General features: G+C 58.3%; 9 protein-coding genes and 4 pseudogenes. 6 read left to right on the forward strand and 7 right to left on the reverse strand.

The window, feature by feature from the left end:
• A partial coding sequence (locus AC0L3D_RS34680; RefSeq protein ID WP_473647324.1) for a hypothetical protein occupies positions 1–319 on the reverse strand: 319 nt, incomplete at its 3' end.
• Here AC0L3D_RS34680 and AC0L3D_RS34685 point away from each other — a divergent pair.
• On the forward strand, positions 303–827 hold the full coding sequence (locus tag AC0L3D_RS34685) for an IS110 family RNA-guided transposase (protein ID WP_473647325.1): 525 nt from the start codon (positions 303–305) through the stop codon (positions 825–827). The two genes, AC0L3D_RS34680 and AC0L3D_RS34685, sit on opposite strands and share 17 nt — an antisense overlap.
• Before the next feature lie 610 nt (positions 828–1,437).
• Here the strand turns inward: AC0L3D_RS34685 and AC0L3D_RS34690 are convergent.
• Complete coding sequence (locus AC0L3D_RS34690) at positions 1,438–2,727, reverse strand: ATP-grasp domain-containing protein (RefSeq protein WP_473647326.1); 1,290 nt, start codon at positions 2,725–2,727, stop codon at positions 1,438–1,440.
• A gap of 650 nt (positions 2,728–3,377) precedes the next feature.
• On the opposite strand from AC0L3D_RS34690, the gene AC0L3D_RS34695 reads away from it, so the two are divergent.
• The 4 genes and pseudogenes from AC0L3D_RS34695 (at position 3,378) to AC0L3D_RS34710 (ending at position 6,864) form a co-directional block, all read left to right on the forward strand.
• Positions 3,378–3,935: a hypothetical protein gene (locus AC0L3D_RS34695; RefSeq protein WP_473647327.1), complete on the forward strand. Its 558-nt coding sequence runs from the start codon at positions 3,378–3,380 to the stop codon at positions 3,933–3,935.
• 14 nt (positions 3,936–3,949) lie between these two features.
• Positions 3,950–4,120: a hypothetical protein gene (locus AC0L3D_RS34700; RefSeq protein WP_473647328.1), complete on the forward strand. Its 171-nt coding sequence runs from the start codon at positions 3,950–3,952 to the stop codon at positions 4,118–4,120.
• A gap of 417 nt (positions 4,121–4,537) precedes the next feature.
• Positions 4,538–5,726 (forward strand): annotated as a pseudogene (locus AC0L3D_RS34705) (IS3 family transposase).
• Between the two features lie 307 nt (positions 5,727–6,033).
• Entirely contained in the window at positions 6,034–6,864 is an 831-nt protein-coding gene (locus AC0L3D_RS34710) for a LuxR family transcriptional regulator (RefSeq protein ID WP_473647329.1), read from the forward strand.
• A 144-nt stretch (positions 6,865–7,008) separates the two neighbouring features.
• Here AC0L3D_RS34710 and AC0L3D_RS34715 read toward each other — a convergent pair.
• From AC0L3D_RS34715 to ectB, 5 genes and pseudogenes are all read right to left on the reverse strand, one after another.
• A pseudogene (locus tag AC0L3D_RS34715) lies at positions 7,009–7,225 on the reverse strand (integrase core domain-containing protein); the annotation flags it as partial.
• A 16-nt stretch (positions 7,226–7,241) separates the two neighbouring features.
• A pseudogene (locus AC0L3D_RS34720) lies at positions 7,242–8,229 on the reverse strand (IS110 family RNA-guided transposase).
• A gap of 283 nt (positions 8,230–8,512) precedes the next feature.
• Positions 8,513–8,894: pseudogene (locus AC0L3D_RS34725) on the reverse strand (transposase); the annotation flags it as partial.
• 59 nt (positions 8,895–8,953) lie between these two features.
• Positions 8,954–9,796 carry a 2OG-Fe(II)-dependent halogenase WelO5 family protein gene (locus AC0L3D_RS34730; protein WP_473647330.1) on the reverse strand — a complete coding sequence of 281 codons (843 nt, stop codon included), beginning with the start codon at positions 9,794–9,796 and terminating at the stop codon, positions 8,954–8,956.
• Positions 9,786–11,045, reverse strand: a complete 1,260-nt coding sequence (ectB, locus tag AC0L3D_RS34735; protein WP_473647331.1) for a diaminobutyrate--2-oxoglutarate transaminase — start codon at positions 11,043–11,045, stop codon at positions 9,786–9,788. The genes AC0L3D_RS34730 and ectB overlap by 11 nt, the downstream gene beginning before the upstream one ends.
• A gap of 755 nt (positions 11,046–11,800) precedes the next feature.
• Between ectB and AC0L3D_RS34740 the strand changes: the two genes are divergently transcribed.
• On the forward strand, positions 11,801–12,325 hold a 525-nt coding region (locus AC0L3D_RS34740; protein ID WP_473647332.1), incomplete at its 3' end, for a transposase.

Genomic DNA, 12,325 nt, shown 5'->3' on the forward strand with positions numbered 1-12,325 from the left:
GAAGAACGCACTCGATCACCGGCACATCAGGTTGGAAGGCTTCTTGCATCAAGGGCGGCAACCAGAGAAGAACGACGCCGCTGATGCAGCGGCCATCTGCGAGGCGGTGACGCGGCCCTCCATGCGCTTTGTACCGGTTCGATCGGTCGAGAACCAGGCTGCGCTCATGCACCATAAGGTGCGCGAACTTTTGGTGGCACAGCGTACGCAACTGCTCAATGCCCTGCGCAGCACATCTGGCCGAGATCGGGATCATCGCCGCGCAGGGACCGAACAATGCTCGTGCTCTGGCGGTTCTCATCATGGAAAGCAACGACATGATCCCGGCGATCGTACGGTCGGCGCTGTTGCCTGTCGTGCGTCGGCTGAACGAACTCGATCATGAGATCGGACAAAGCGATCAGGCCATTCTGGCTCTCGCCAGAGCCGATGAGACCGCGCGCCGTCTGATGAGCGTTCCCGGCATCGGTCCCGTCACCGCCTCTGCGCTTGCCGCAAGTATCCAGGATATCTCCGCCTTCTCGGGCCCGCGTGAGTTCGCGGCCTTCCTCGGGCTAACGCCCCGGCAAAGTTCATCAGGCGGCAAGGAGCGGCTGGGGCCAGTTTCCAAGATGGGAAACCGATATCTGAGCAAGCTGCTCGTTGTCGGCGCTCACGCGGTCCTCTTCCATCGCAAACGTTGCAGCGATGCGTTGAGAAGCTGGGCCGATCGCCTGATGGAGACCAAGCCGTTCAAGCTTGTCGCCGTGGCGACCGCCAACAAGCTCGCCCGCATCGCCTTCGCGCTCATGCGTGACGACGCACGCTATGCCGCTACGCCGGCGTAACGGAAAAAACGGCTGAGGCTGCGGTCCAGAATCGAGGGTGACAATGACGTGATGGGAACAGACGAGGAGATATCCCGAAGGCCTGCAACGTAGTCGGAGCTTCGAGCTCGTTCTCTTGATCAGGTCAAAGGATCAGCGGACACCATCAGGGCCAGCGATCACAGTACTGCAACAACAGGCCGCAGACATGACCGCACCCGCGGACGTCCCATTGCCGAAAACAAACCCTTGATCGGCGGGCGCCGTCCAGACATGACTGCTGTATCGCTCGACGGACCGCCTCTGTCGTCGTGGCGCTCCCATGAAGAACCTGGCCCATAGCGTATCCCTTGATTCGGAGGACAAGGATGCCCCATCAAAATCTGGGATCAAACCTCTAGCTTTCAGGAATTTCGGTGAGTGAGGCGAGTACGCCGCGATTGGCTTCTTCGTTCCGACCGTCGCAGCGCATTGGAAAAAGCGTAGCCTGCAATGCGCCGCGGATCATAGCCGCGCGCCTTGAGATAGTCGCCGACCGCTTGCTGATATGGGGCTTGATCTTGTCGAGACCGACGATCCTGTCAAAAACCTGTCCCTCCCTGCTCTCGATTACACCACTGTTCGGCGACGATCACCTATTACCTGGCGCCATCTGCGCCGGTACGGGGAGGTGAGGGGTCGGTGATTGCTCCTGTTCGCCAAGGACCGGAAACGGCGTGATGGACCAATCGATCATCTGGACGGCACGCTGAAGTATCGCCTCGGCCTGAGCACGGCTGGGTGAAACAGCGATGGCATATCCCAAAGAGTCTCGGTAATCGCCATTCCTGATGATCGGCGTCTTGGGTTCAACATAGAATTTGACCTCGGCGACACCTGGTACAGCAGACGCCTGACTGTCGCCAGTGATCCAGTCGAGGATGCCATCGCGATCAGGAAGTAGGCACCGCGTGGCCGCAACGTGCGAATGCCTTCTTTGTAAGTTCCATTGGTCGCCGACGACGAGCTTGATGTGCTCGGTGACGAGATCGATGCCGTAAGCCAGTTGAATATTTTGAGCACCGCCACTAAGACGCGGGTTGACTTCAATGACGACTGGGCCACGCTTCGTCCAACGGATTTCAATGTTTGTTGGCCCCCAGCCAAGTTCGAGAGCTCGCAAACAGCTCAGCGAAACACCGGCGATACGCGTATGCTCGTCATCAGTCAGCTGGGCTGGGAAGGTGCCCTGACTGAAGACGAAATGCGGTGGGGGGCCGAAGTCAGCGGCGGCAATCCCAATGACCTCATTTCCCATTATATGGGAGCAGTAATAGGGGCCTTGCGCGAATTCTTCGACCATTATCCTCGGCGAAGACCGCCATATGTCCTTCCCGCCCAACAGATAGGTCGTATGTTCGGCTAACTCATCGGCGTTGCGGCACAATCGTACACCGCTGCTGCCGCTGCCTTCGGCTGGCTTAACAACCACCGGCATTCCGATGTCCGCAGCAGCGCTTTCAACCTCAGCCGCATTCGCCGCCAACCGATAGGCAGGCATTGGAACACCGGCCTCCGCGAGCAGCTGACGTTGAACGAATTTGTCGCAGCATCGTTCAATCGATTCTGGGTTCGGTCCCGGTAGATCGAAATGCCGGCAGAGCTTGCCGACCATCGCATAGACCGACTCGTCGGCGCCCGAAAAGCCAGTAATGCCAGCAATGTCATAGGTCGCACGCAGCCGGGAGCATTCGCCGATTAGCGCGTTGAGATTGTGTGTATCGATACGGATTGTTTTTATGCATTCCCCCGCAAGATAGTTGTGCTGAGCTGGATCAGCCGACAGTGTAATTGGGTGAAGGCCAAGACGCTGAGCCGCTTGGATGTATCGCAGACCGTTAGCCTGATGACCTTCAACTAGGATGAGCGCTTTTCTTGCCATTGGCTGTCAATCCTTCGTGCGTGCTGTGCGGCGGTCCGAGCGCAAATCTACCACAGCATTCGTACCCGTGCCTCGCCTCAGACCTTGGGGTGAACGTACCACCGTCAGCGATTTGTGGCCGCAAAGATTCTGTAAATTTTGGTTGAAGAATATGTTGCAGCGTTTGGGTCCAGACCGTGTAGCTCGTCTCAACGAATTTCGAAGGTATCAATGTTTTACAGGACTCTAGTTTAACCAGCTTTGCGTTCGGTGTACTGCCATCTCTTCAGGCTGCGTCTGAAAGAGATGGTGGCCGAGCGCAGCATCGCTTCTTGCCTCTGTTGCCGAACGCTTCAGTCCAACACAAGCGGGGCGTTACCGGCAGATGGTAGGTCCCACGAAACCCAGCCTTTGGATTTATTTTAACGAACCATCGCAGCTTCCTGAGGACGTCGGCGCCGGCGGCGCTCAACAACCCAGTGACCGATGGGCCTCTGGCGCCTCTATGGCATCAGTCATATCGAGATGCCGAACCCCGCGCGCATCTGGGCGAGGATCCGGGACACTTCGCCGAAGTAGGCGCCGCGGGGTTGGGGCTGAACGGGACGCGTCCAGCGATCATGCCGGCAGTCATCGTACACTGAGCGCGCTTCGCTTTGGAGATCGTCTCGGTGGCGGTCTTCGTCGGCATGTCGACCTCAATCAAGGCGGCTGCCACGGTGCCCGGCCAGATCGTGTTCTTTCGCTCCTTCTTCGCATTTCCCGATTATCGCCTTCTCACCATCAACGGATTCGGCACAGCCTTCACCACAACGGGCGCTCAACCACATCGCGCGGCATCGTCGGCGTCGGCGCCAGGGGCTCAGCTTCTTCGCCCATCAGGCTGCCGCTGCCCGGGGCGATCACGCTGGACTATGCGCAGCCGCTGCTGCTGGTGGTGTTTTCCTCGATCTGTTGGCGAGGCGATCCGCGTCCATCGCTCGAGCACTGGCGCCGTCGGCCTTGTCGGCGTGCTGACACTCGCTCGACGACCAGAACATGGCGTGATGGGAACCTTCGTCGCCGGCGGCCGAATGCTGCGCGTGCGCAGTCTCGTGCAGACCGAGAAGACGGCGCCATCGTGCTCTGGTTCTCGTCGACGGCAAGTGCTGGCGCTGCTAACGCCGCCTTCGGCTGGGCAGATGCTGACCCCGGGCGCAGACCGGCCTTCTGGTTGCCGCCGGCTCTGAGCGGCTTGGCCCTAATGACGGCCGCCTATCGCCATGCCCAGGCGTCGGTCGTGGAGCCCCTCGAATACACCTCGATGATCCTCGGCGTCGTCGTCGGCAAACTGGTGTTCGGCGACGTGAAATCGCTGAATACGCTGGCCGGCCTCGTGATGTGTCGCGGCCGGGATCTTCATCATCTGGCGTGAACGGCAACTGGGGCTTGAGCGGCCGCGCAGCGGATGCGCCTCCTTCTCCGCCACAGTCCGCTCCACCAGCTACAATGCCGTCGCACCTCGCCGGCCAGACATTCCACGACAACCGAAGCCGCTCGTCCCATTAACCCAGTCTCTCGTCAAACCATCGCCGGGCTCTCCGGAAAACGAGAAAACTGTCACCCATTCTAATCGGTTTATTCTTTTTCCTATCTAGGCTGTTCGGACACCTGCTGGGATCCAGCGAATTCGACGTTGCGATGCCGATCGGGGTCGAAACCCCGCTCCAATCTACACCTTAAAAGCCGATCTGCCCGTCCTCAAAGGCACAGCTCCGACGCTTAGCGAGGATGACCTGCCGCGGGTAATTTCCTCCAGTTGGGACTCCGGCCCTGTTTGAAGGACGGACTGATGAAGAGAAAGCGGTTTACGGAAGAGCAGATCATCGCGGTTTTGCGCGAGCATGAGGCGGGGGCGAAGGCGGGCGATCTGGCCCGCAAGCACGGGATCTCGGAGGCGACGCTGTATAACTGGAAGACGAAGTATGGCGGGATGGACGTGTCCGACGCCAAGCGCCTGAAGGCCCTGGAAGACGAGAACGCGAAGCTGAAGAAGCTGCTCGCCGACCAGATGCTGGAAGCCCCGGCGCTGCGCGAGCTTCTGTCAAAAAAATGGTAGGGCCTGTCGCCAAGCGCGAAGCCGTCGCGCATCTGCAGGCCACGATGGGCTTGTGGGAGCGGCGGGCCTGTTCCTTCGTGGGCGCCGATCGCAAAATGATCCGCTACCAGTCCCGGCGTCCGCCCGAGCAGGAACTGCGCGGCCGTCTGCGCGACCTCGCCAATGAGCGCCGGCGCTTCGGCTATCGACGCCTGTTCATTCTGCTCAGGCGCGAGGGCGAGGCATCGGGGATCAACCGCATCTATCGGCTCTACCGCGAGGAAGGGCTGGCGGTGCGCAAGCGTCGGGCAAGGCGGCGAGCGGTCGGCACGCGGGCGCCGATCCTGGTCGAGGCGAAGCCGAACGCGCGCTGGTCGCTGGACTTCGTGCACGACCAGTTCGCCTGCGGCCGACGCTTCCGCGTGCTCAACATCGTCGACGACGTGACGCGGGAATGCCTGGCCGCCATCCCTGACACCTCGATCTCCGGCCGGCGTGTCGCGCGCGAACTGACGGACCTGATCGCCAAGCGCGGCAAGCCCGACATGATCGTCTCCGACCACGGCACGGAGTTCACCTCGAACGCGATCCTCGCCTGGTCGAAGGATCATCGCGTCGAATGGCACTACATCGCGCCGGGCAAGCCGATGCAAAATGGCTACGTCGAATCCTTCAACGGCCGGATGCGCGATGAGCTGTTGAACGAGAGCCTGTTCTTCGGCCTCGATCACGCCGAAGCGCCATCGCCGAATGGAGGCAGGACTTTAACACGGCGAGGCCTCATTCCTCGCTCGCCTACCAGACCCCGGCGGCCTTCGCCGGAACCCTCGCCGCAACCGGCTATGCCGCTCCGCTCGATATGGGCTTCGCGTCTCCGCCGGTTGCTCAACCCGCGCCCTACGGCGTAACACAAACAGCTGAGGCTCTAATCGCCGCCGGATGACAGTTCAGTGGCAGGTCAGAACGGCTGCACCGGTCAACTGACGTATTTTGAGCATCGACATGTCGCCTGCAGCCGTTATCAGAAAAGCTGCCAATTCAAGCGTTAATTACATGTTTATAAACTTGAGAAGTTCACAATGTTATTTTAACTCAAAAATAACGTTGAGTGCCGCGGGACGTGATAAAACTTGGCGATACCGGCCAAGGGCGACGCGAAGAGCAACCGCCTTACAGCCGATAGCTTTGTCCATCAGTGACAATATCCGGCGCAAGTTGGTTACGGAGCCGAGACTATGGAATGCCCACCGATGACCGTGGTCCCTCAGCTTCGAGGGCTGGAAAGTAAAGTGTCCGACCAGTCTTATTTGGTACCCTCGATGCGTGTCCCGACGGCAGTTGCAGAGTCGTTTGCGGTCCAGTTCGGCCGATTTCTTGACGAGACAAATGGGGTCGCTCAATCTGAGAAGTTGTTCGATTTGTTGTCTTCCTTTGCCCTCAAGCTTGATTGCCCTTGGATCGGGTATGGCTCTTTTGCACCCGACCAAACACTTTTAGAGCCCGTCCGACGAGATCCAGCGGTCATGCTGAACTATCCTGATGAATGGCAGGAGCGTTATTTCAAAATGGGGTATGATAAGATAGATCCCATTATCAAAACGAGTCGGAAGCGCACAGGCACCTTTCGATGGAGTGAGGTGTACAATGACGCGAGCACGACTGACGACGAACGGCGCGTTTTCGATGAGGCTGCGACGTTCGGCTTAAGGTCAGGCATTAGCGTGCCATTGCACGGTCCCAATGGCAGCTTGGGGATCATGAGCTTCGCTCATCCCTGGGACCGCGAATTTAAGAATAGAACGGTCACATACTTGCAGCTTGCCGCGCTTCATTTCCATCTAAGAGTCGCGAAGTTCGTGAATTCAAGTGGCCGTAAAGAAGCTCCTGATCTTTCCCCAAGAGAACGCGAGTGTATTTTGTGGATTTCGAGAGGGAAATCCTCGTGGGAAGTGGGAGAAATTTTAGGGATATCACAAAATACTGTTAATTTTCATATAAAAAAAATAATGCGAAAGTTTGATACCAGTAGCAGAACTGTGGCTGCTATAAAGTCTGTATGCCTAGGCATTATCAGATCGTAAAGATCGGCTGGCGAGCGGCGGTGCGCACTACCGCAGATTTCTGCAAGAAGTATACATTGTGCGATCTTCTGAAGCTGTTCCCGTCTCTTCATTTGTCTTCACCGTTTGGTTTCTGACCTGCCACTGAACTGTCATCCAGTCGCAGATTAGAGCCTTAGCCGTTTCTGTTACGCCTTTTGGCTTGGCGCGGGTTGAACCGGCGGAGGCGCGGAGCCTTCCAATCAGCACAGCGTCGGAGCCGATTGCGGTGATGACCTCGGCATAGGCTGTCGGGGTCTGGTAGCCGAGTGAGGAATGGGGCCTTGCGGTGTTGAAGTCCTTCGGCAATGGCGCTACGGGCGTGGTCGAGGCCGAAGAACAGCCTCGTCATCACACCATCACCACCTCGCTAACCTCTGCGTATTCTGTGGTCGCGTTAGGCGGCGGCTGACGGATTCGAAGCGTTTGCCGATGATCATCAGAGCCCACACGATCCTCGCCATCTTGTTCGTGAGAGCAACATCGACGACATTGTGGGCTTTTCCCCAGAAGCTCGGCAGCCCAACGGGTCGGCGCCGTTTTGCCCTTGCGGCTGAACCTGAGGACGGCATGGACCAACGACCAGCAGTCGACGGATATAGGGATCACGCTGCTTACTGATCCGCCCGATGCGGTCGTTGCCTGAACAACGACACGTCTGTCACCGTCGCGGCGATGGCGCTGGCGGTGATCGGACCAATTCCGGGGATCGTCTCCAGGCGCCGGCTCAGTTCATTCGAGCGATGCCGGGCGTGAATCTGACGATCCAGCTTACGAACCTTCTCATAGGCTGCTCGACCAGGGGAGTAAGCGCAGCTCGAGCGAGCGGCGGGATGAGCTCGTTATTCTCGTCTTCGACAAGCCCGATCAGCATCCCCACGGACAATGCCCTGACGCGTCACGATCCCGAACCCTGCCAGATGGCCGCGCAAAGCGTTGACGAGCGTGGTCCGCTGCCGGATCAGGAGCTCGCGGACTTGATGCAGCACCAGCATACTCTGATGCTCCTCGCTCTTCATCGGAACGAAGCGCATCGATGGCCGTGTCACCGCTTCGCAGATCGCCTCGGCATCTGTCGCATCATTTTTCTGACGCTTTACGTATGGCTTGGCATACGATGCTGGCATCAGCCGAGCTTCATGACCCAGCCGCATGAGAACACGGGCCAGTGCTGCCCCGTCATGCAGGCCTCAATGCCAATCAGGCAAGAGGGCAACGCCTTGAAAAACCGACGACATCATCGCGGCGTAGCTTCCGACGAATGACAATTCCCGCCGCCAGCGTAGATGCCGTGAACCTGAAAGCCTGCTTGGCGATATCCAGACCGATTGTAGTAATCTTCTCCATGGACGGCTCTCCCTCATGTGTATGGCACTTCGAAGCCGGAGCGGAGGCGGTCCATACCATCAGGTCATTTCCGAGATGGGAAGCCCGAACGGACGAGTAGCCCGCTTCTCTCACCTCATAGCGGGATCAAGCCCTTGTCGGCGCGCCCGGGCGTCGGCTTCGCGTCCTGACTCGAAGACGAGGGCAACCGGCGCCGCGGTGTGCGACGGTCTTTGTTCTGCGATGTATCCTGTGTTGTTGGCGTAAAAGGCTCAGGTCCTGCGGCGTCACCGGGCCGCGGCGGTATTCGGGCGTGTGCCAGGGCAAATTCGTCGGCATAGGTCAGGCCGAAGCCATCGCCACCTCGATGCGGCGCACGGGAGATGCGGATGTGCGCCGATCTTCAGCAGCTTTACCTGATCGTGCTGCAGGTGGCCTCGGCCAGCCGGGTGTGGGCGAGGTCGAGGCGGCGTAAGGCGCAGATCAGGACAGAGGCAAACGAAGCGAACCACAGCCGCAGTTGATTGGCGTATCGTGTGGGCACTGGTGCGGTCGGCTTAGAGGTCGAGCTGGCATTCCTTGATCCGGTTTTCCAAGTCGCCGCGGGCCCAGTAAAGATCCTCGTAAAGCGCCGGTGCCGCCCAGCGCCCCGGCTTGAGAGACGTCACGATAAAGCGCGGATTGGCGCACCGCCGTCACTGCTCTACCGCCGGCGGAAGGTCGTCAGTCGCTGCGACATCCAACTTCAGGTCCACCAGAGAACAAGATCCGGGCGCGCAAACCCGAAAAAGCTGTTCAGCAGCACGCGGCGCTTTCCGTTGCCTGATTGGCCGGTGACCCCATGAACGAAACCGCCATCGATCAGGGCGATATCCCCGGCCTTGAGCTGGACGTCGTGAGAAGGCACGCCCTCGAGATAGGCTGCCGAATAGGGATAGCCCGTGGTCTCCACCCCCTGCGACTTTCGGTCATCAACCGTTGGCTTGTGACTCCAGAGCCGCAGATTGCCACCTTCCTCGGACATGCTGGGGTAGAAGTTGAGCGCTGCGACGGTGTTGTGCGCCACCGCAGAAAGCTCGTAATCGTTCCCGGCACGTAACACTTGAGCGACATCGTCGTGAGGGTCCAAGGAAAATGTGCCGCTGCCAGACCAACTGAGAGCGCGACAGACGTTAGCCTGACCGTGTTCTGAACGGGCCAGCCGCAATTCGATGCCCTCTTTGTGAAGCTCGCGCTTCAACGCTTCGAACAACGCTTGGACCGGGTCAACTAAATTGCCAAAAAGGGCGTCAACGTGGGGCCGTGCATTTTCCGCCTCCTTGAAATAGGTGGCTGCATCCTTCCTGTAGTGGGATGCGCCGACATATTGTCCCGGGACACCATCTTTGCGCTCGTTGAGACCGGGACTGCCAAAAAAATTCGCTGTGATCTCTTCGGCTATTTCGCTGCTAAAAGCTCGCCTGATGTGCAGAGCAGTGATCTCACCTTTCAGTACTGAGATGATCTCGGCAGTGCTTATCGAACCGGTTCGTTCTATAATATTAACAGGCGAGATCGCTGGGACTTGATATTTCTGGTTAGGCTTCATTGTTTTGCTCCTGTATTGAGTGATCAAGCATAGCGATGCCGTGATCGAGTTCAACATCAGTGATCGTAATTGGCGGTAGTACTTTGATGACGTCGCGATTTGGCCCTGACGACTCGATGAGCAGGCCATTATCGAACGCTATATCGTGCACCCGGCTGACAACTTCCGGTGAAAGGCATTCGAGGCCAGCCATCAGACCGCGGCCGCGCTTTTGTTTGATGGATTTTGGGAATTTCGCAACGAGGCGGTCGAGGTGAGCTTGCAGCTTAACGGCTATACGCTCGACACCTGCTGTAAACTGCCTATCTGACCACATTTTGCACATGGCCCCTGCTGTCACGAAGGCGAAATTGTTGCCTCTGAATGTCCCGCTGTGTTCACCGGGATTCCATATGTCGATGTCGGGTCGAATAAGAACGATTGACAACGGACTACCTGAACCGCTTAGGGATTTGGAAAGGGTCACGATGTCGGGTTCGATGTTCGCGAGCTCGAACGAGAAGAAATCGCCAGTTCGGCCCGAGCCCGCCTGGATGTCGTCGACGATGAACACAACGCCGTGCTTACGGCAAATGCGCTGAATTTCTGCGAGCCAAGCTGCGGATGCGGCGTTCATGCCGCCTTCTGCCTGGACGGTCTCCAGGATGATTGCGGCAGGTTTTTCTATTCCGCTCCCCGGGTCGCCCAAGACCCAGTCGATGTAACTCGCCGAATCGAAATCTTGGCTCGGATAGCCGTCATAGGGGACACGGATCACATCGTGGCGAGCAACGCCCCCCAGTTCCCTGGTTGAGGCCGACCCTGACACGGCCAGAGAGCCGAGCGACATGCCGTGGAACGCATTCGTAAAGGCCATAACGCTCGAGCGGCCGGTATACTTTCGCGCCAGCGCCAGCGCTGCTTCATTGGCGTTTGTGCCGGTCGGCCCAGGAAACTGTATCTTATACGAAAGGCCTCGGGGTTTCAGGATCCAATCCACAAACGCTTCAATGAAGTCACGCTTTGCCGCCGTATGCATATCAAGCGAGAGAAGAATGTTCCCGCCGGCGAGATATTCAATTGCTGGCGCAAGAATATTCGGGTTGTTGTGTCCGTAATTAAGCGCTCCAGACCCGACGAGGAAATCGATATATGAGCTACCAGCCTCGTCCCAGATGGTCGCCCCAACTGCCCTCGTAAAGACCGTGGGAAACGACCGCCCATAACGACGAACATTGGATTCGTGGGCGGTGAAAGCGTCAGTGTTCATTTTAGGTCCTCTGCACTAGGTCGTTCAATGAGGAGAGCGATTAAGGGCTGGTTCGCGGGAGACGTTCTTCACTGGACATTGAAGATTAGAATGGCCAGACGGACCCTGGCTGGCCCGGGGCAGTCGGCTGCCACCATCTCATCGAAATGTTGCCCGTATTTGCGTTGCTCTCCCATGCCGATACCTCGGTAAATGCGCTGAAACAGAATTGCTTCTATAGCTTCCGAATAGGCACTGATACTACGGTATCAGGTAGTTGACGGATCCGCCTGTCGCCCCACGAGAGCGACTCTCGAGGAAAATCATGGGGTTAGTGCGATCAACAGGTCGCGTCCACAGGTTCTGCAGCTCGGCGGTAGGGAAGCCGCTCGCGAGCGCGCCCTCAACAGCGCCGAAGCGAGCGAGCGGCTTTGCGGCGGTCGTCAACCTTCTGTAAGGTTGGTTTGCGGACACCAACCTGATTTTGAAGGACCATTTAGAAGACGTCGGTTAATCACGGGAGCGGAGTCGCGCTGAAGCGCCGTTTGGCAATTGACAATCGGAATTTGTGAGAGTTGTTGGGCTGGTTGGCGTGTTCGGCATTCTGGCTGGAAGAGCGGCGAGCCACAGAACCGGAAGGCAAATGGATACTCGATTGGGCGTTACCGACATGGGATCAGACATGCAAATGGCAAGTTTGATGGCGTCAATCCCTCGCCCTCAAAGCGCCACGGATTTCCCGCCTCCAGCCTTAGCCGACGCGTAGCTATGACCCCGTGCCAGCCAGCAACGCGGCGACAAGTGGCCTCGATACCGAACTGCTGATGCGCGCCTTTCTTGGCTGGCTGCGGGGCGAGAAGCGCCGCTGCAGCATGGCAGCCATCCCAACCATCGATGAGGAGGAGGCCCGCCGTCCGAACCGTGACCGAGACAATCTCGTCCGCGAACGTACACGGATCGTCAACCGCATCAAGGCAATCCTCGCTCGCTTCGGCATTCGCGCCTTCAAACCCGATCTGCGTAAAGCTGCCGAGAAACTGGAGGCTCTGCATACGGCGGAAGGTATGCCCTTACCGGAACGAAGCCGAGCCGAGTTGCGCCGTAATCTCGGACGGCTTCACCTGTTGCGTGAACAAATCCATGAGATCGAACAGGAGCGGTTGCGGCAGCTCTCGGTCGTTCCGGACACGGAGAAGGGTCCGCTCGCGATGGTTCGCCTTCTTTCGCGGATCATCGGTGTCGGTATCGAGACTGCGGACATGCTGGTGAATGAGATTCTCTCACGCGGCCTGCGTGATCGG

Source organism: Mesorhizobium sp. WSM4837, assembly GCF_055811435.1.

What these genes read in the sequence shown, in the direction of transcription:
- AC0L3D_RS34685 (WP_473647325.1), top strand. Translation starts at nt 303, where the DNA reads ATGGAAAGCAACGACATGATCCCGGCGATCGTACGGTCGGCGCTGTTG.
- AC0L3D_RS34690 (WP_473647326.1), bottom strand. Translation starts at nt 2,727, where the DNA reads ATGGCAAGAAAAGCGCTCATCCTAGTTGAAGGTCATCAGGCTAACGGT.
- AC0L3D_RS34710 (WP_473647329.1), top strand. Translation starts at nt 6,034, where the DNA reads ATGACCGTGGTCCCTCAGCTTCGAGGGCTGGAAAGTAAAGTGTCCGAC.
- AC0L3D_RS34700 (WP_473647328.1), top strand. Translation starts at nt 3,950, where the DNA reads ATGACGGCCGCCTATCGCCATGCCCAGGCGTCGGTCGTGGAGCCCCTC.
- AC0L3D_RS34730 (WP_473647330.1), bottom strand. Translation starts at nt 9,796, where the DNA reads ATGAAGCCTAACCAGAAATATCAAGTCCCAGCGATCTCGCCTGTTAAT.
- ectB (WP_473647331.1), bottom strand. Translation starts at nt 11,045, where the DNA reads ATGAACACTGACGCTTTCACCGCCCACGAATCCAATGTTCGTCGTTAT.